The sequence below is a fragment of the Paenibacillus sp. FSL H7-0690 genome (assembly GCF_037980415.1).
In the GTDB taxonomy this organism is placed as follows: Bacteria; Bacillota; Bacilli; order Paenibacillales; family Paenibacillaceae; genus Paenibacillus_AQ; species Paenibacillus_AQ odorifer.
In genome coordinates this window covers 3,063,838-3,081,751 of record NZ_CP150281.1, presented here as the reverse complement: position 1 = coordinate 3,081,751, position 17,914 = coordinate 3,063,838, and the positions used below count along the sequence as shown (strand labels likewise).

Here is a 17,914-nt window from a genome sequence, read left to right as displayed (position 1 = left end):
TACTTCATAGGTTCTTCACCACAATTACAGCTATATGGGAGGTGTATACATAAATTATGATTAAACAAACGTTGAGAGATTTCAAAAAAGAAGCCACTGAAAAAGCGCTAGCTGAAGCGGCATTCGAACTTGCACTTGAACATGGGTTGGACGGTTTTGTTGTTGAAGATATCGTGCAAAAAGCCGGCTACTCCAGAAGAACTTTCGCAAACTATTTCACATGCAAGGAAGAGGCAGTTGCGATGGGAGCAGTTACCGTACGGAACACGAATGAGTATGAAGAATTGCTCACCAAAATCCCTGAAAATGCCTCCCTGCTGGATACCTTATATCAACTAATTAAGATGCAACTTACATCTGAGCTTATAGGGAGGTTGCGTGAGCTTTCTTTACTTTCCCGAAAATTCCCAGCTCTCGAGCCCCATTATCTAAGAGCAATACATCTTACGCAAACTGGAGCACAAAAAACATTGTTGCACTTGTCAAATGGTAAGTATGACGAGGTCTATACTTATCTGCTTATAAATTCGGTTTACGGAACTGTACTTCCCTTAATTGACGGAAAACTTAATGTGCTGCTTCCGGGACAAACGACGAGCGACGATCCAAGTCCTCAAACTCTTACGTTCGATCAATTTTTGGAAACTATTTACGGATATTTACGCAACGGATTCTAATAGGCTAACAATCAGTTTTCATCATCGAGGGAGTGTAAAATAGATACATGTCAACATTATTATACAGAGTGGGAAAAACCGCTTATCGCAAACCTGGGTACTTCATTTTAGGTTGGATTTTAATTTTAGGAATTGTCATCTCTATGATCAGCATGAATGGTATTCATATCAGTTCAGAAATGAAGATTGAAGGCACAGAATCGCAAAAGATTTTGGATCAATTAGCAACAGAACTTCCGGCTGCATCTGGTGGACAAGGGAGTGTCGTGTTCAAAGCACCTGAAAATGAGCGATTGGATACGCCAGAACGTTTGGCAGCGATCACTAAAGGTGTTAATGAGGTCTACGGTATAAACGAAGTGATTAATCCTGCGGATTATGCAGCGGAAGCAAGTAGTTCAACTACTGAAGCAACTCAGGCTGCCAGTATGGATCAGTCTGCAGCAGCCACAGCCCCCCCTTCCTATGGTCCTCTGATGGCAGATGGCGTTCCAGTACCTGGTGTTATTCTTTCCGCAGACGGTAGCATTGCATTGTTCCAGTTCCAGTTTACCATTGAGCAATCTGCTATCTCTCAAGATATTTTTGATTCTGTAATTGATACCGTCAAGAATGTCGAGAAAGATACCAACATCACTGTACTGCCGGGCGAGACACTCAAATCAGTATCTATCGGTGTAGGATCAGCTGAGATTGTCGGACTTGTCATTGCTGCAATTGTTTTGCTGGTGACGCTTGGCTCTGTCGTTGCAGCAGGTCTGCCCCTTATAACTGCACTGCTTGGAGTCGGCATCGGTGTAGGTGGAGCATTTTCTATTTCCAAATTCATTGAAATGCCTAGTGTCACTTCCGTCTTGGCGCTTATGATTGGATTAGCCGTCGGAATCGATTATGCTCTTTTCATTGTAAATCGCCAACGCCGGATGATTATTGATCAAGGATTAAGCGCACAAGAAGCTGCGGCTAGAGCTATTGGCACATCCGGCAGCGCCGTATTTTTCGCCGGTTTGACGGTTATTATTGCTCTCTGCGGTATGCTTGTAATCGGGCTTACTTTCTTATCAACGATGGCGTTAGTAGCAGCAGCTACCGTCCTTATCAACGTATTTGTTGCCTTAACCCTATTGCCGGCATTGCTCGGATTGGTGGGTGAACGCATCTGTTCGCCTAAAGCTCGCAAGAAAAACAAGGATCATCATAAAACGGGTAACCGCGGTATAGCTGATAGATGGGTTAAATTCATCATCAAGTATCGTTGGGTCACTATTGTTGCCATCGTCGTGGTACTTGGCGTAGCAGCAACCCCCATAGCGAAAATGGAAATGGGCATTCCCGGAGCTGCCTCAGCGAATTTGGACACGGTAGCAAGACAAAGTTATGATGCTATATCCGAGGGTTTTGGAGAGGGGTTTAACGGACCACTTATTCTGGTTGCAGAACCAAAGAATTCTTCCACTCCAGTCACTCCGGAGCTTCTAGGAAATCTTGTAAAAGAGCTTCAAGCTCAAGAGAATGTCGCGTTGGTCACTCCTCTGGGCATGACTAAGGATTTGGCTATCTTCAGTCTGATTCCAGAAACGGGTCCTAGCGATATAACAACCAAAAATCTGGTGAATGATTTACGGGCTACGGAATCTAGTATCGCTCAAAGTAATGATGTTAAACTCGGGGTTACCGGATTTACCGCTGTTAACATCGATATGTCGGCCAAACTGGCAGATGTATTTCCCATTTATGTAGGAATCATCATTCTCCTATCGCTCATTATTCTTCTGTTGGTATTTCGTTCGATTATCGTTCCTATCAAAGCTACGATCGGCTTTCTGCTTAGCATACTCGCTACCTTCGGGATCACCACAGCCGTGTTCCAATGGGGCTGGCTCCATTCTCTCTTTGGTTTCGACACCGGTGGCCCATTGCTAAGCTTTATGCCAATCATCGTTACGGGTATCCTATATGGGCTTGCGATGGACTATCAGGTTTTCCTTGTCAGTTCCATGCGTGAATCGTACGTTCATGGTCATGAGGGATCAGAGTCCGTTGTTCATGGATACAACCAGGTGAGTCGTGTCGTAGTAGGTGCTGCTATAATTATGATCTCCGTTTTTGCAGGGTTTATTTTTACGGATGATGTCATGATTAAACAAATCGGCTTTACACTGGCCGTAGGGATCTTAATCGATGCTTTCATTATTCGAATGGGATTAGTTCCTGCTGTAATGTCTATTTTCGGCAACAAAGCTTGGGCACTTCCAAAATGGCTCGACCGTATTCTGCCAAACCTGGATGTCGAAGGCGAGAAACTGATTGCTACACTCAATGCTAAAGACAAGTCTAATTCCATGAAATAGATACAATAATAAACAGCCTGAGTCCTGTATTCCTAGGGGTTCAGGCTGTTTTGTTTCTGTGGTAGGGTTCACTTCCCGCGAAGAGCAGATGGGCAAGGCTCTGGAAATTATCTCATTGAAGATTAAGGATTAAAGCGGGGCGCACACCGTAACAAGCTAAGTTGACATGTCCGTAACTGCGAATACTGCTACGAGTACCTACAAAATACGCACGTGAGGAAATCGCAGGTTGAGTTCTCAGCCACCACCATGAGCAGCCAAACTCTTCATCCTTCTCAAGGATATAATCAGCTTTGACTTTTTTATCATACACATACAATTTACATCCATCGTTCTTTTTCACTTTGGAGAATCCCGTTCCTATCGCCCTACGCTTCGCACGTAAAGTATCTTCTCCAAGTTTAAAGGTGAATTCATTCGCCTCCGAAACACTAAGCAGAAAAATCTTATCTTCCGTGTTTATACTTCCCTCTCCGTTATCTGTGCATTGTGTAGTCTTGATGAGCCTGTGCTCGGAGTCATTAAAAGCGGCATTATAAAACTCATCGTTCAACCACTTTCGCAAATCGGAGTCATGCCATGTAACGTCAACATATTCACCGTGATACCGCCTGCAGTCCAAAATATACTCGCTCAAAATGAACAGTTCTCTACCTGAATTTTGCAGCACCCGCCACTTTATCGGCATTTGGTCTGCTCCGTCCGCCATTTGCGGATAAGCGCCAAAAGTAATTAGTTCGCCGGGTTTCGCCCGCTCATACATGGAAGCAAGATTATCATTTTCATTACAAATCATAATTATAAATTCTGTAGTTCCTTTAACGATTTCAGCTTCCCTGCTAAATCCTAGTTTTTCATACAAGCGTATCGCTCTATCGTTGAACTTCGCCACTGTCAGCCGCTTTGGTTTTTCCTCGCATCTCTCATTAATATAGTTAAGGACTGTTGTGAAAAATAGAGTCCCATTCCCCTGTCCGGTTAACTCAGGCTTCATTCCTAAACCCACATCTATAAAATCCTGAGAATATGTATATTTATCATTTGGAACCTGTGCTGGACTTCCTACACAGAAGAATCCGATCAATTGTTTATCTGCATCAAGTACAGAAAAAAATGCTTCCTCTAGCATTTCACTTATAGCTTCAGGAGTTAGTTCATTATTGTAAAAATCATAGGGTGGATCATATTGCCAGCTTAAAATATCCCAAGCAGCATCAGCATTCAGCTTTTCCACGTAAAGTTCCAATTTCGCATCCCCCTTTGTTTTCAAAATCGATAAGTCCCTAAGAGTCTAGCTCTGCTAACTCCTGAAGGATTGTCTCTACATCACCATCAGGATTTAACGCTTTGATCATCTCTTTTGTAATGGCTGCCCCCTCATAAACTTGTGCAACAACCTCTAAAGGGAGTGTGAGTTCAAAATAACCTTCGGCAAATTCCACAAAATCCTCAGCTGTGCGGAAAATAGTCCCTAGCAAAAAGTCCGAACCATCTTCTACCTCCGCTGGAATCTCTACCTTCCCCTTCTGCCACGTCAAATCATTATTTTCACGCCAAAAACAAAAAGTAACATCATCCTTAGCTATCGCCTCATCTTCCAGTAAAGACAATAGCGAGGTTGGGACCTCTTCATAGATTCCTGGCCAAACTTCATGTTCGTCACGCGCATATGGACTTACTTCGGACTCATGATCAAAACCTTTAATTACCGTTCCTTGAGGTGTAAAAATAATAAACAAATTATCGCCTGAGCCATTATCGATCGATGCTAGAGAAACATTCTTATCAAATTTAGAATCAAAACTATGATAGCGAAGCCATTCCTCTGGACATAAGACAATATTTAGAGAAGCAAGTATTTTCATAAGTTTTTTTAAGTTTTCGGGTGCTGGTAAAATATCTAACACATTCATCTATGATTCCTCCCCATTGTAGATATAAATGATTTTAGCATATTCATGATTCCGAGTGAAAAAAAAGACTACCCGAAGGTAGCCTTTCCAACTTAACAAAACACTAGCTTAACTTAAGACCCCGCACCTTTATATCTTCGTACGCCATAACTCCAGGCTAACAAACCAATCCCCAGGAATATAGCGCCTACTACAGGTGTCATCAGAGCAAGGCTGGTCATCTCCTCCCGCTGTAGAAAAAGCGCGGCTGGATACACTCCGACGAATGCAAATGGAATGATCCAAGTAAGCAATACCTGTATAGCACGATTGTAAATCGTTACCGGGTACCGGCCATAAGTCTGAATGTTGTACATTAACGGAAGAATGCCAGTAGGAGCATCCGAATAGAAAGACAATGAAGTCAACGTTGTGTAAATCCCCGTATAGATGGCGACCGCACTTAACGTTAGAACGATCAGAGCCGGTATCGTCCACCATTCAAAAGGAAGACCCAGATTGCTGCCACTGATGGCCATAATAATAATACCTATGAATGAGCCCATAAGTGCTGGTGGATCAACATTTTCCAAAAAGATCTGGAACAAATTATGAGCTGGGCGTGTCAAAATACGGTCCATCTCACCTTTAACGATGTAACGTTCACTAAATCCCCATAGATTCACAAAACAACTAAACACCCCAAATGGCACCATAAAGAATCCATAAACGAACACTACTTCATTCTGATTCCAGCCGCCCAGGCTATCTGTGTGCATAAAAATTACGAGAATAAAGATAAAGTTGGTAGCTTGAAAAAGTAAGTCTGAAATGACCTCTACCCAAAAGTCAGCGCGATAGGTGAGCCGGCTCTTCATATAGTTTTTGATATATTCAATTAATAATCCCAGGTAATACATGTTTCCTCAACCTCCCTGCACGAAGAGACGCTGCCGCGCCGCATGATATAACCAGACAATTGGAATCAGCAATACTAGGAACCAAATAATTTGTATCCCTAATACATTCCATATTCCAACCCCTTGCACCCGTCCCGTAAACACTGAACCTGGCAAGTAGGTAATCGCCTGAAACGGCAGCACCTCAAGTACGGAAGATAACCAGTTAGGAAACAGACTGATCGGTACGATTAAGCCGGAGAATAAGTCTACAATCACCCGCTTCATTCGCATCATGCCTTCATTATTTTCTACAAAAAATGCCGAGAGCCCTGTGATGATATTGATCTGTGAATTAATTAAAAAGCTGAAAAAGAGCATCACCAGGAACCCTGCCCAAGCAGATGGCGCTGTTGGCAATTGAACCGGGAACAGCAGCATCGCTATCGCCATGCCGGGAATCATAAATAAAAGGAAGCGGAACATTCCCTCTCCAAGACCTTGCATCATTTTGACTAAGACATAGTTATAGGGCCTTATAAACTGGATAGCGATACTTCCATCACGGATATCCGTAGAGATCTCGCGGTCTAGGTTATTAAAATAAAAGGCTCTAGCCATCCACGACACAGCAACATATGATGTCATTTGCGTTGCAGTAAAGCCACCCAATGAATCCCCATTGCCATAAATGGCCATCCAAGTGAAATAGTTAACCCCAATATTCAGTGAATAGATAAGAATACCTGAGTAGTAGTTAATCCGATAAGCAAGCATGGTAAGAAAACGGATGCGTATAAAATCTAAGTAAGCCCCGAATAGTAATTTACGGCTATTCTCCTGAGGACCGCCAGAAGATGAACTTCCTGAGGAGGAAGACATAGCTGTTGCAGGATTAAGCTTATCAGACATGTAAAGCCTCTCTTTCATCCTTCAGAGCGGCAGCCATTTCATCAGGCTTGTCTGCAGACCCGGATTGATAAATACTGCGAACAATATCGTCCGTATTGGTCTCTATGATTTTGATATCAGTAATGTCTGCTTTTCCCACTACTCTGCCTAATACATCCGATACATTTAGCTCTAGCGGTATCCAGACAGACGCCCCTAAATCGTTCTCCGCAGACCAAGTAACAGGCAATCCCTCAGTCCATAACTCAAGTTGCTGACGTTTCGTTGCATTTCCAAATTGAAATTGAACCTCACGTCCAGTTCCCCAACGCTGCTTCAGGTCTTCCAGTCCTCCGTCATAAATGATACGGCCATCATCAAGCATTATCACTCGGGAGCAAAGCGCCTCAATATCTTGCAGGTCATGTGTAGTCAGCAGTATGGTTGTCCCATGCTCGCGGTTCATATCTTTCAGGAATTCACGGATCTCTGACTTCACCACAATATCTAAGCCAATGGTCGGTTCATCCAGAAATACAATCGATGGATTATGAAGCAATGCTGCCACTAATTCACAACGCATCCGCTGACCTAGACTAAGCTTACGAACCGGACGATTCAGCAGTTCTTGCAGTTGCAGTCGTTCGACCAATTCATCCAGCCGTTTCTTGAAATCTTGTTCAGACACCCGGTAAACCTTGCGCAGGAGCTGGAACGACTCAATCACGCCAATGTCCCACCATAGCTGACTTCGTTGCCCGAATACCACACCGATATTTTTCACGAATTTCTCGCGCTCCAAATACGGAACATACCCACCTACTGTCAGGTTTCCGGAAGTCGGCACGAGAATACCTGTGAGCATTTTGATCGTGGTCGATTTCCCAGCACCGTTCTCGCCGATATATCCACAGATCTCACCTTCAGGAATGGAAAAGGAAATGTCCTTCACCGCAGTCACTTCCGTATATTCCCTTTTAAACAAATCAGCGAAGGCCCCTTTGAGACCCTCGCGGTTTTTTTGTACTTTGAATGTTTTGCGTAAGTCTTGTACTTGAATAGCAGTCATATTGTACCTCACTAAGCTTAGAGTTGGTTCCCAGTACCCCATTATAATAGAAGAAGCGCAAAAGCACTACTTCAATCTTTACTTAGCCAGTCTTTCATTTAGCGAATGGGTGTCCTTCACAGCTTCTAAATGCCCTGAGCGAGCGACTTTAGTCCGCAAATATTTCTCGTTAAAAGAAGATACATCTCCCCATAACGCTACTCTTTTCACGGCATTCATCCCTGCAGCCTTGAGCGCATCCAATTTCTTCGGATTATTCGTAATCAGCGTCACTGGTTTGTGACGTAAAGTTTGCAGAACACTGATTGCCTCTTCGTAGTTTCTTGAATCATCAGCAAATCCCAACTCTAAATTAGCCTCAACTGTATCGTATCCTTCTTCCTGTAAAAGATACGCTAAAGATTTGCTGAACAGGCCAATGCCTCTTCCTTCATGATTCGCGAGATAAAATAATGCCCCAGAGCCATGCTCAACAATCATTTTCATGGATTGATGCAGCTGGAAGCCGCAATCGCAACGTTTACTGCCAAAAATATCGCCAGTATGGCAGATGCTATGCATCCGGATCAATGCATCCTCAGATTCTTCGAAATCGCCATATACCAACACACTGGATTGTTGTCCTTCTGCTAAGTTCATGGATGGCAAACGTGAAATTAAAGCTGCCGTTGCTTTACTGCTATCCTCTTGAAGAAGCTCTGCATCCGTTGTATTCAGCCAGTTGTACCATTTAAAAACAACGGTCTCGCCGTCTAAATTCACCGGTAATGTAATGGGTCCAACCAATATATTTGTGGAATTTGCTAAAGGAATTCGCGTGATTTTATTCTGTAAAATAGAAGTGATTTCTGGTTTAATCATAATTACACCTTCCTCATTGTTCATCAATGCTTAGATAGAGCTAAGCATAAGGATAAAATATTAGTTAAATTATAAGTAACTATTTGTAAGTAAGTTTATCATTGTAATATAACTTCGTCAAGTTATAATATATCTTTAAATATTTATAATTACTTTATGTAAGTTTATGATATAATGAATGTCGAGGTGATATTATGAATGATTTCAACATGTGTCCTCGCTTTGAAAAAGCGGTAGACTTGCTAAGTAAACGTTGGGTCGCGCTTATTGTTTTCGTGCTTATGCCAGGGCCACGCCGTTTTGGTGAAATTGAGAGCTGTCTGTCCAATCTCAGTGGCAAGGTGTTATCTGACCGATTGAAGGAAATGGAAACCGAAGGCATTATAGAGCGAACTGTATATCCTGAAATGCCAGTACGTATTGAGTACTCTCTGACTCCAAAAGGCACAGCGCTTGCTCCTATACTTGGTGAAATTGGAAACTGGTCTACCGAATGGATTGAGCTTGGTATTAAGAAATGATTCCCGCTACACAACACAAAGAGCCCTAATTGTCCCGATCATGAGACAAGAGGGCTCTTTTTGGATTAACATCCCCTTTATAAGTCTTTTCGCTCGAAGCGAAGTAGACCTATAACAAAAGCTAACAGGGTATATCCAATCGCATAAAAAATAAACATATTTGACGGAACCGTATTAAAATCCAGCAATCCATTCATGCTGCCGAACAACCCCATCATTCCACTCATTTCATTAGCGCTGAACAGGACGGCGGTCATTTTCCGCTGTAAACCATCCACTGGCATAAGCAGTGCCATCATTCCTGACAGATTATTTAATGTGTCAAGGACATCGGGTTCTAATCTCAGCGATCCTCCGATCTTATCAATCATCCCACCTAACCAGCCAGCTCCATATAACATTGTCATAAAGACACCATTCCCCACTGCTGAGAAGAATCCAGAACCCAGCATAGAAATCGTAATTAGCAAAGGTACTACAGAGGAGAATAACAAAAATGATTTCAATAGGACTACGGCATCTCTAGGAACGGTGGCATGGATCTCAGTAATCCATAAAATAGAAATAAATAAAATCAGGGCATAACCGATCCCAAACGTCACATATCCAAGCCAGCGACCTGTATACCATTTCCACCGCGGCAGCGGTCTTGGCAGTAAAGCCTGCATAACCCCTTGTTCCGCTTCACCTGCAATAGCTGAGAAGGAACTGAAGATCGCCAAAAAGGCGAGTACAAAAGCGCCAAAAAAGAAGCCAAGTGATAATATAAAAGCACCATTTGTAAAATTAGCTAAGAGATGCTCGCCACTGCTAATATCTGTTCTGTTCGGTATTCCGCTTTGTCCGATCGTATTTGCCACAAACCAAAACCCTATAAGAAAGACAATGGTCATAAGCAATGTTAATACCATTACTCGTTTACGCAGCAATTCCTTCCAGGTCATTCCTATGATTATTCTCATTCGTGTTCACCTCTGTGACTTAGGCCGGATACAGCACTCATAAACCAGTCTTCCAGACGTTCTCGCTTCCGTGAGACTTCATATAAGGTCATGCCCTGTTCAATAATTAACGTGTTCAGCCAGCCTACTTGCTCCTCATTCTCCAATTCCGCTTCCAGCCAAACTGTGCTACTCTCCAATGTAGCTGGGAATGAAGCTCCTTTTTCAGATTGAGCTCCGATATCCGCTGAAACTTTGATCTGAAGTTCAGTACTATCCTGTAACCAAGACAACAAAATAGGCGTAAAACCGCCCACTTTAAAATGCCAGCTTGTTCGCTTATTTAAGATCTCAGATACTTTCCCATGCCGCAGTATAACTCCGTTATTCAGCAGTGCCATACGGTCGCAGATGAGTTCAACATCCTCCAGTAGATGAGAGTTAAGAAATATTGTAACTCCCTTCTCTTTTAGCCTCTGCAAAATATTCCGAACTTCCTGACGTCCAATCGGGTCTAGCGCCGATGAGGGCTCATCCAGAAAAACGATGGCCGGATTGTTTACAAGAGCGCAAGCAAGCCCTAATCTCTGCTGCATCCCTTTGGAATAATGTTTCACACGATCCCGTCCACGGTTTCCAATTCCAACTTCCGCTAGAAGCTCTGGAATTCTTTTGTCGGCTACAGATCGATCTACACGGCACAGCTTGGCATGCAGTCTTACTACTTCTTCCCCCGTAAGCCATTCTTGATAGCGATATAATTCCGGTAAATATCCGATTTGGGACTTGGCTTCAAGTGAACCGATCTTATGACCAAATAGAGTAGCACTACCATTCGATGGACGAATGAGACCTACCAACATTTTGACAAAGGTACTTTTCCCCGCACCATTAGGGCCGAGGAAGCCAAAGGCTTCCCCTTTCCCAACAGTAATCGTTACATCACGGCAACCACGTCCGTTATCATATTCTTTGGTCAAAGACTTCGCTTCTATTGCAGCAGCCGTCATTATTCAATCAACTCCCCTAGCTTCTCTAAGAATACAGCTTTATCTGTATACACGCTTCCTCCGTTGAAATCAAACAGTTGTCCGTTCTGTACCCAAACGGCCGAGTACACAATCCCTTGACTATATTCATTCTGATTCAGTAGAACCGTTGTATCTTTAATCTTTATTTGATCGGTATTCAGGCCTTTTACCAGTGGCAGAGGAATTTCACCCGATAAAATGCGGCTCTGCTTTAAGCTGGATTTCAGATAATCTGGCAGCAATGGAAAATCGATTATAGCTTCCAAAGCTTCATCAACCTTTATAGTTGGATCTACCGTAATTAAAGGAGTCTTCGTCTGTGTAAGATTAGCCCATTTATCATTATCTATCGAAAGATCATAATTCACGATCTCCGAAAGATCTAATTTAATTTCTTTCCCATCTATGGCTTCTGGAAGAAGCTGTTTTGCACCCAATCTTTTCATTGCTTTATTAACTGCTTCAATATTAAGCTTCAAGGTTATTTCTTGTGAATTGGTTATATATGCGCTCTTCACATTCTCGAGCAAAGTTCCGCTTGGAAGTGTAAAACCTAGAGTCTCTTCCACCTGATCTAGCGGAATAATCCCTTTATTTGAACCAAAGGAACTAGTAAACACACCAAATTTGTTCATAGCTTCATTCATGGATTGACTTTCATTTACCTGATAAAAAATATCCCGGATATCATTTTCATTCACAACTGTAACTTCTTCCATCCGAAATTGATTCAGCAGCGATGCCATAGCCGTATTTCCTACTGGAGTTCCAAGTATAACCGCAAAGATCGCGGCACCTGCCACTGCTACTCCCCATTTGCGCCGACGATTCATGCGAGGACGCTTGGATCGGATATTAGCTTTTGGATTGTCATCCGTAGATTGAGGCTGGTCTATATGTGGATCTGTTTTGTCATCATCTTTCATACCATCCACAGACAACTGCTGACTCCACACAGACCATTTGGGACTTGCAGGCTCAGACGCTAACTTGTTTTGCAATTTGGCCCAGGCTTCATCTGTATGTTGTTTATTATGATCTTGATTTAGCGGTTGTTTAGTCATTAGTAATCCCTCCTAAATAATTTGGAGCTTCGCTTATCTCGTTTTATTATTCCGTCTGAGACAGTGATTTTGCTGCATTTTGTCTTAACCTCTGAGTCGCACGGTGCAGTAATGTCCCTACTACGGGAGGTCTTAGACCAAGCTCGCCTGCTATTTCCGCATAACTGTAACCAGAGTATCTAAGCAGAAGCGCTTGTCTATCCCTGTCAGGCAGCTCGTTCAACCATTCATGAACATCCTCCTGATCCAGCTTACTGATTAAGACTTCCTCTCCTGAAGGAGGTGATTCCCTCACTTCGTATAACTGTTCTTGTTTATTTTGCAGCCGCCGTTCCCTTGCTTTTTTGTCCAGATAATCATATCCAATACGAGTAAGGACTCTATGAAGCCAGGCACCCAGCGCTGCTGGATCATCTGGGGGGTTACGATACAATCTCAGAAAAACTTCTTGTGCCAAATCATCTGCTGCCGACTCATCACGAACCAAAGCGGTCAGCTTACGTCTGACAATAGGATAATGTTCATAGAATATTGCTTTAAAAATTTCAGATTCCGGAATTTCCATCTTGTAAATCCTCCTTATCAGCTGCAGCTATAAGTAAGACGACTATCAATGTATTTTTGTATCAAGATTACGTAAAAAAAGACAGCCCCTAAATTAATAAGGAAACTGTCTTCTAGTGTTTACCTAATTCGAATGTAACGATTAAGAATCTTTTTAGATAAAATACTCCGTTCCAGCCTAAGCTCCCAGAGCTGCTCTTTCCACTGAAACTGTTGCTCTGAATGTTCATTCTCCCGTAACTTCTCAAACAGCTTCATGATCATTATGTTAATGGCATCAAACCTTGACCAAAGTTCTATTACACTTTCTTCTTGTATCTGAGGACTTTCCGCTGCTGCACTAAGATTCTTTAAGCGCTCAATGATGTCAGCCTGCCACTGCCCATCTTTAATCGCCTTGGCGTAATTTAAAAGATCCAAATAATCATCGACTGACATGTGTACCGACTCCTTTGCTTACTTATACCAAGTATTATACTAGGCATTATCTATAAAGCAACCCTTTATCTCTGGACACAGCAAAAAAACAGGACTGGTATGAGAACCAGCCCTGTTTAATGATTTCAACATGATCAATTTAGTTATAAAAGCTTTTGAATATCATCTTTAATTTGCTCTGATTTTGGACCAAATACGATCTGCACAGCCCCTTGACCCAGTCTCATAACACCGGAAGCTCCGAGCTGTTTCAATGCGGAATCTTTAACGGCTTTTTCGTCATTAACAATCAGACGAAGGCGTGTGATACATGCATCGATATTGCGGATGTTCGATGGACCGCCGATGTTCTCAAGAATTTGAGCAGCTTTAGAAGACGATGAAGGCGTTCCATTACCTCCAGGTGGTGCTAACAGACTTTCTTCATCATCATCTTCACGTCCAGGTGTTTTTAGCTTGAACAATGAGATAATAAAGCGGAATAGTACATAATACAAGACGAAGAATCCAAGACCCACAGGAATAAGTATCCATGCATTAGTAGACAGTTTCAGGTTTACAAGATAATCGATCAAACCTGCGGAGAAACCAAAACCAAGCTTAACATCTAAAATGTACATCAAGGCCATGGAGAATCCTGTTAATAAAGCATGAACTCCGTACAAGAGTGGTGCTACGAACATAAAGGAGAACTCAAGTGGTTCAGTGATCCCTGTTAAGAAAGAAGCAATGGCAGAACCGATGAAGATGGAAGCAACCATTTTACGTTTTTCCGGTTTAGCTGTATGAATAAATGCAAGTGCTGCCCCTGGAAGCGCAAACATCATAATTGGGAAGAATCCAGTCATAAACATCCCAGCAGTTTTATCTCCAGCGAAGAAGCGGTACAAGTCACCATGCACCAGTTCACCAGCTGCATTCGTAAAATCACCAATTTGGAACCAAGCAATCGTATTAAGCACGTGGTGAAGACCGAACGGAATCAGCAAGCGGTTAGCTGTACCGAAGATGAATGCTCCAACAGCCCCCAGTGACACAACCCAGTTCCCGAAGTCACTAATAACATCTTGTATCGGACTCCAGATCATACCCACAAATACAGCAAGAACCATCATAGAAGCTGCCGTAATGATTGGGACAAAACGTTTACCTGCAAAAAATCCGAGCCAATCAGGCATTTTTATATTGTGATATCTCTTGTATAAGAACGCTGCCCAAGCACCGGCAAAAATACCACCAAGCACACCCATGTTCAATACAACATCATCATTGATGAAAGAGAATTGAAGCGGTACGATAAGCAGAATCTTAGTCAGTACCATGTAAGAAATTACTGCTGACAAAGCTGCTACGGCGTCACCGGCAAATCCAATGGCAACCCCTACCGCGAAGATTAAGGCTAGGTTACCGAAGATCGCATTCGCTCCGGCGTTTAGAAATGGAGCAAAGTATTGATTCAGAAATCCACCAATGGTCGCTCCTAGCGGAATATCTTTTTCGTAGTTAAGCAAACCAAACCCTTGAAGAATAGCTGCCGCCGGCATGGTTGCAACAGGAAGCATTAACGACTTACCTAGTTTTTGTAGAAAAGCCAACATTTAAAATCATCCTTTCGGTTCAATAGTAGTAGTGCTCTATAAACCATTTACTTTGAAGCCACGGTAAGAATCAGATCCTGTCCTGCTGTAACCTGACCATAATGTCCGCTTACTTGAGGTGGATTCTCCTCTGTACTGGTCACGATTACAGGCGAAATTGTGTCACAACCTGCCGCGCGAATTACGTCCAGATCAAATTCGATTAGCGTTTGACCTGCTTTTACTTGATCTCCAGAGGTTATATGACTGACAAAACCGTTGCCCTTGAGGCTGACAGTATCGATTCCGATATGTAATAGCAATTGCATACCGGAGGAATGTTCCAGAATGACTGCATGACTCGATTTCACGATATGAGCAACCCTACCGTCAAAAGGCGCTTTCAAAATTCCTTCAGATGGTTTTATTGCAATTCCGTTACCCATATGACCGCCAGCAAAGGTTTCATCCGGAACCTGTGCTAGTGGAACTGACTCCCCGCTGATTGGTGCCATGATTTCGATGGTATGTTCAGTATGTTTCTCTTCTTTTTTTGATTTCCATTTGGAAAACATATGCTCCACTCCTCTTAAGATGTTAATTTGATTTCACTAAGGTCTGAAATAACCGGTGCAAATGCATGGCTAGAAAACATAGTTCTTCTTCCGGAATTTCGACCTCAAGCGATCTTTGCATTACTTTACCGAGCTTTTTAGCCAGCTTGTATTCCTCTTTGTATTCTTTCTTAATATGTTTCACAAAGGGATTATCTATTAGTGATCCTTTTAAAATACGTTCCAGCGAAAAACGCAAGTGGATCATTAATCGGATATGATTCATACTGCCGTGCTCAAAAGTTATCTTTCGTTCTTGCTGAATCATGTCTAGAAGCTCATTGACAATATTAGAGGCCTTGACTAACTGACCAACCGATACATTATTGACGGCTGAATACACATGATAAGTAAGAAATCCAATCTCATCTTCGGGGATTTGCACTTGAAATTCAGCATTGATTTTCTCCGATGCCTTGTAAGCGATCTCAAATTCCTTCGGAAATGACATTTTGGTTTCTTGCAAAAACGGATTAATAATATCCATCCCGTTGCGCAGACGGTAGATGGTGAACTGTATGTGGCTCGGGAGTGCCAGATAAATCTTGTCGTTTAACTTGTCAGGAAATTGACTTTGGATATCTGCAATTATCTCATCAGTTATTTTCATTACCTTAGGATCTATATCTTCCAGCAAAACTTGATATTGGCTCCAGGCTTCGCGATCTTCTAGACGAAACAATTTTTCAATCCGAGCATCATTTCCTTCGATCACACCAGAACCCTTCACTGCAAATCCAATACCTTTGCCAATGATGACATATTCCTTCCCGTTTTTGCTTCCCTGAACCATTACAACGTTATTCCCAATTACACGCTGTACTTGAAATTGCTCGATCTCTCGCGACAAGCTCATCACTCCTCTCCCTAATTATCGTCAAATTGGAACAAAAAAAGCCAAGAATTGTCTAATGGAAATAAAGACAATTCTTGGCTCATGCCCTTAACGGTAACACGCCACTAAAATATAAATGATCATTTATGAACATATCATAATTCATGAACTGCTAACTCGTCAATGGTAAATTTAGAAATGTCAAGCGGAGCTCCCATTATCCCAAACAGCGCCTTATAAAAACTCTTCCACGCGAGGAAGCTTATCTTTAAGCTGGCGGACGTTAGTTTCAAGCCTCAGAATAACCTCTTCCAATTCTTTTGGATCAATGCCTCGGGAAACAGGAACCTGGATAACCTCTGTTTTTGTTTCTGCCTTTAATTCCCGCATTTCCAGCTGCTGCTCTTGCCATTTATCCATCAGATCAGCTATCGTCGCATAGAAACGTTCGTAATCTTTGATTACGCTGTCCAGAAATGTATCTACTTCCTCCGCATCGTAGCCACGCAGCTTCATGCTGAATTCTTTTTCATGTATGGTTAGAGCGTCTAATGTGATGCCAAGTTGACTGAACAGCTTCCGCTGTTTGTCTAACCGGCGTTTCATATGTTCATCCATCTTTTGCTACCTCCAAGTATATACTGCAATCATCCGGCAGTAACCATTATAACAGGGTGAGAGCATCCTGAAAATATTACTATAGTTGCAGTTCTAATAGTTGTCCACAACAGCTTTATTCAAAATGCCTAAGCAGCGGTCAAGATCCGTCTTTACCTGCTTTTTATATAATTTTGCTTTTTCTTCACCATCTGAGGTGAAATGGTAAAGTACGATTTCTTGAAAATCCACTTTAGGGTCATTGCCTTTCAGCTGCTTGGTACGATATAAAATCCCTTGCTGCACCAGCTCATGCAGGGCGCGATAGATTTCACTCTGTGGAGGGGAATAACCATGGGCTTTGAAATCCCGACGTAAATCCTCCAGCATTTGATATCCGTAACCGCGGTGTTGTTCTACCATTGTTATAAGATACACTTTGATAAACGCTCGTTGAGCAATCATAAACGCCATATAAACCCTCCTCATGTTGTAAATGTTGTTGGCTAATCTTTCCTTCTATTACTCTAGTATAAGCACTATTTTCCAACTTTCACAACCTGAAATTTGATAGAGGGTTCACTTATTACGTTGTTTATAGAGATTTGGTGGGATATAGGATGATTTATGTGGATGTGGGTAGGGAGAGCTTAGTTTTTTTGTGGTTTTCTATTGTGAATTTTTCATATGGTGAAAGTACGGAATAAATGATTGTACATCGTTGATTTCGTAGAATGATCCTCGAAGAATTAGGTCCACATGCTTCGGCACGATACAAACTCTATCTGAACCCGCATGCTTCGGCACCCCCTCCCATTCTTTGTTTAGTTTAATTTGATTCGTTTGGTTTGTTTGGTTTGTTTGGTTTGTTTGGTTTGTTTGGTTTGATCAGTTTAGTTTGATCAGTTGCTCGTTCGAGCTACTATCGGACCCCATTGACTCTATTCGCTGCTTTTCCCCACTTTTGCTGTGCTATCGGACCCTATGGGCGCTATTAGCATAAAAAGTAACATTTATACAGCTATTCTTGGGGAATAGCTGCACTGGTGTCCGAAACTACTCTGAAAAAGCTTAATATTTGCAAATAGCGTC

At 42.3% G+C, this 17,914-nt stretch carries 19 protein-coding genes; 3 read left to right on the top strand and 16 right to left on the bottom strand.

Annotated features, from left to right (window positions below):
* Positions 1-56: 56 nt before the first annotated feature.
* Entirely contained in the window at positions 57-677 is a 621-nt protein-coding gene (locus MHI32_RS13600) for a TetR family transcriptional regulator (RefSeq protein WP_340012527.1), read from the top strand.
* Positions 678-724: 47 nt separating this feature from the next.
* Positions 725-3,028, top strand: coding sequence for an MMPL family transporter (locus MHI32_RS13595; RefSeq protein WP_340012526.1), 2,304 nt, complete (start codon positions 725-727; stop codon positions 3,026-3,028).
* A 112-nt stretch (positions 3,029-3,140) separates the two neighbouring features.
* Here the strand turns inward: MHI32_RS13595 and MHI32_RS13590 are convergent, their stop codons facing one another.
* From MHI32_RS13590 to MHI32_RS13565, 6 genes are all read right to left on the bottom strand, one after another.
* Positions 3,141-4,274 carry a GNAT family N-acetyltransferase gene (locus tag MHI32_RS13590; protein ID WP_256717158.1) on the bottom strand — a complete coding sequence of 378 codons (1,134 nt, stop codon included), beginning with the start codon at positions 4,272-4,274 and terminating at the stop codon, positions 3,141-3,143.
* Between the two features lie 37 nt (positions 4,275-4,311).
* A complete protein-coding gene (locus MHI32_RS13585) occupies positions 4,312-4,941 on the bottom strand; it encodes a hypothetical protein (protein WP_076190042.1) in 630 nt (209 codons plus the stop codon).
* Positions 4,942-5,054: 113 nt separating this feature from the next.
* The gene (locus MHI32_RS13580) at positions 5,055-5,840 is read right to left on the bottom strand and encodes an ABC-2 family transporter protein (RefSeq protein WP_076190041.1); all 786 of its coding nucleotides are present in this window, start codon (positions 5,838-5,840) and stop codon (positions 5,055-5,057) included.
* 6 nt (positions 5,841-5,846) lie between these two features.
* A complete protein-coding gene (locus MHI32_RS13575; RefSeq protein WP_051491475.1) occupies positions 5,847-6,596 on the bottom strand; it encodes an ABC-2 family transporter protein in 750 nt (249 codons plus the stop codon).
* 127 nt (positions 6,597-6,723) lie between these two features.
* Positions 6,724-7,779 carry an ABC transporter ATP-binding protein gene (locus MHI32_RS13570; RefSeq protein WP_076126169.1) on the bottom strand — a complete coding sequence of 352 codons (1,056 nt, stop codon included), beginning with the start codon at positions 7,777-7,779 and terminating at the stop codon, positions 6,724-6,726.
* 78 nt (positions 7,780-7,857) lie between these two features.
* Positions 7,858-8,640 carry a GTP cyclohydrolase II gene (locus MHI32_RS13565; RefSeq protein ID WP_076183786.1) on the bottom strand — a complete coding sequence of 261 codons (783 nt, stop codon included), beginning with the start codon at positions 8,638-8,640 and terminating at the stop codon, positions 7,858-7,860.
* A 194-nt stretch (positions 8,641-8,834) separates the two neighbouring features.
* Here MHI32_RS13565 and MHI32_RS13560 point away from each other — a divergent pair, with 194 nt between their 5' ends.
* Positions 8,835-9,161, top strand: a complete 327-nt coding sequence (locus MHI32_RS13560) for a winged helix-turn-helix transcriptional regulator (protein WP_036686688.1) — start codon at positions 8,835-8,837, stop codon at positions 9,159-9,161.
* Positions 9,162-9,238: 77 nt separating this feature from the next.
* Here MHI32_RS13560 and MHI32_RS13555 read toward each other — a convergent pair whose 3' ends face one another.
* From MHI32_RS13555 to MHI32_RS13510, 10 genes are all read right to left on the bottom strand, one after another.
* The gene (locus MHI32_RS13555; protein ID WP_340012525.1) at positions 9,239-10,123 is read right to left on the bottom strand and encodes an ABC transporter permease subunit; all 885 of its coding nucleotides are present in this window, start codon (positions 10,121-10,123) and stop codon (positions 9,239-9,241) included.
* A complete protein-coding gene (locus MHI32_RS13550) occupies positions 10,120-11,112 on the bottom strand; it encodes an ABC transporter ATP-binding protein (protein WP_076126163.1) in 993 nt (330 codons plus the stop codon). The genes MHI32_RS13555 and MHI32_RS13550 overlap by 4 nt, the downstream gene beginning before the upstream one ends.
* The gene (locus tag MHI32_RS13545; protein ID WP_248548173.1) at positions 11,112-12,197 is read right to left on the bottom strand and encodes a DUF4179 domain-containing protein; all 1,086 of its coding nucleotides are present in this window, start codon (positions 12,195-12,197) and stop codon (positions 11,112-11,114) included. Before MHI32_RS13545 ends, MHI32_RS13550 begins: the two co-directional genes overlap by 1 nt.
* A 46-nt stretch (positions 12,198-12,243) precedes the next feature.
* Positions 12,244-12,762, bottom strand: a complete 519-nt coding sequence (locus MHI32_RS13540) for a sigma-70 family RNA polymerase sigma factor (protein WP_076301889.1) — start codon at positions 12,760-12,762, stop codon at positions 12,244-12,246.
* Positions 12,763-12,881: 119 nt separating this feature from the next.
* A complete protein-coding gene (locus MHI32_RS13535) occupies positions 12,882-13,199 on the bottom strand; it encodes a hypothetical protein (RefSeq protein WP_036686678.1) in 318 nt (105 codons plus the stop codon).
* Between the two features lie 143 nt (positions 13,200-13,342).
* Positions 13,343-14,797, bottom strand: a complete 1,455-nt coding sequence (gene nagE / locus MHI32_RS13530; RefSeq protein ID WP_036686675.1) for an N-acetylglucosamine-specific PTS transporter subunit IIBC — start codon at positions 14,795-14,797, stop codon at positions 13,343-13,345.
* Between the two features lie 47 nt (positions 14,798-14,844).
* A complete protein-coding gene (locus MHI32_RS13525; protein WP_076126158.1) occupies positions 14,845-15,351 on the bottom strand; it encodes a PTS glucose transporter subunit IIA in 507 nt (168 codons plus the stop codon).
* Positions 15,352-15,373: 22 nt separating this feature from the next.
* Complete coding sequence (locus tag MHI32_RS13520; RefSeq protein ID WP_076126156.1) at positions 15,374-16,246, bottom strand: PRD domain-containing protein; 873 nt, start codon at positions 16,244-16,246, stop codon at positions 15,374-15,376.
* Between the two features lie 213 nt (positions 16,247-16,459).
* The gene (locus MHI32_RS13515; RefSeq protein ID WP_036686669.1) at positions 16,460-16,843 is read right to left on the bottom strand and encodes a DivIVA domain-containing protein; all 384 of its coding nucleotides are present in this window, start codon (positions 16,841-16,843) and stop codon (positions 16,460-16,462) included.
* Between the two features lie 93 nt (positions 16,844-16,936).
* Positions 16,937-17,296 (bottom strand): helix-turn-helix transcriptional regulator, encoded by a 360-nt coding sequence (locus tag MHI32_RS13510; RefSeq protein WP_036686667.1) that lies wholly within the window; start codon positions 17,294-17,296, stop codon positions 16,937-16,939.
* Between the last annotated feature and the right edge of the window lie 618 nt (positions 17,297-17,914).

Coding starts and splice junctions, on each gene's coding strand:
- MHI32_RS13600 (WP_340012527.1), top strand. CDS start 57: ATGATTAAACAAACGTTGAGAGATTTCAAAAAAGAAGCCACTGAAAAA.
- MHI32_RS13595 (WP_340012526.1), top strand. CDS start 725: ATGTCAACATTATTATACAGAGTGGGAAAAACCGCTTATCGCAAACCT.
- MHI32_RS13585 (WP_076190042.1), bottom strand. CDS start 4,941: ATGAATGTGTTAGATATTTTACCAGCACCCGAAAACTTAAAAAAACTT.
- MHI32_RS13580 (WP_076190041.1), bottom strand. CDS start 5,840: ATGTATTACCTGGGATTATTAATTGAATATATCAAAAACTATATGAAG.
- MHI32_RS13575 (WP_051491475.1), bottom strand. CDS start 6,596: ATGCTTGCTTATCGGATTAACTACTACTCAGGTATTCTTATCTATTCA.
- MHI32_RS13570 (WP_076126169.1), bottom strand. CDS start 7,779: ATGACTGCTATTCAAGTACAAGACTTACGCAAAACATTCAAAGTACAA.
- MHI32_RS13565 (WP_076183786.1), bottom strand. CDS start 8,640: ATGATTAAACCAGAAATCACTTCTATTTTACAGAATAAAATCACGCGA.
- MHI32_RS13560 (WP_036686688.1), top strand. CDS start 8,835: ATGAATGATTTCAACATGTGTCCTCGCTTTGAAAAAGCGGTAGACTTG.
- MHI32_RS13555 (WP_340012525.1), bottom strand. CDS start 10,123: ATGAGAATAATCATAGGAATGACCTGGAAGGAATTGCTGCGTAAACGA.
- MHI32_RS13550 (WP_076126163.1), bottom strand. CDS start 11,112: ATGACGGCTGCTGCAATAGAAGCGAAGTCTTTGACCAAAGAATATGAT.
- MHI32_RS13545 (WP_248548173.1), bottom strand. CDS start 12,197: ATGACTAAACAACCGCTAAATCAAGATCATAATAAACAACATACAGAT.
- MHI32_RS13540 (WP_076301889.1), bottom strand. CDS start 12,762: ATGGAAATTCCGGAATCTGAAATTTTTAAAGCAATATTCTATGAACAT.
- MHI32_RS13535 (WP_036686678.1), bottom strand. CDS start 13,199: ATGTCAGTCGATGATTATTTGGATCTTTTAAATTACGCCAAGGCGATT.
- nagE (WP_036686675.1), bottom strand. CDS start 14,797: ATGTTGGCTTTTCTACAAAAACTAGGTAAGTCGTTAATGCTTCCTGTT.
- MHI32_RS13525 (WP_076126158.1), bottom strand. CDS start 15,351: ATGTTTTCCAAATGGAAATCAAAAAAAGAAGAGAAACATACTGAACAT.
- MHI32_RS13520 (WP_076126156.1), bottom strand. CDS start 16,246: ATGAGCTTGTCGCGAGAGATCGAGCAATTTCAAGTACAGCGTGTAATT.
- MHI32_RS13515 (WP_036686669.1), bottom strand. CDS start 16,843: ATGGATGAACATATGAAACGCCGGTTAGACAAACAGCGGAAGCTGTTC.
- MHI32_RS13510 (WP_036686667.1), bottom strand. CDS start 17,296: ATGGCGTTTATGATTGCTCAACGAGCGTTTATCAAAGTGTATCTTATA.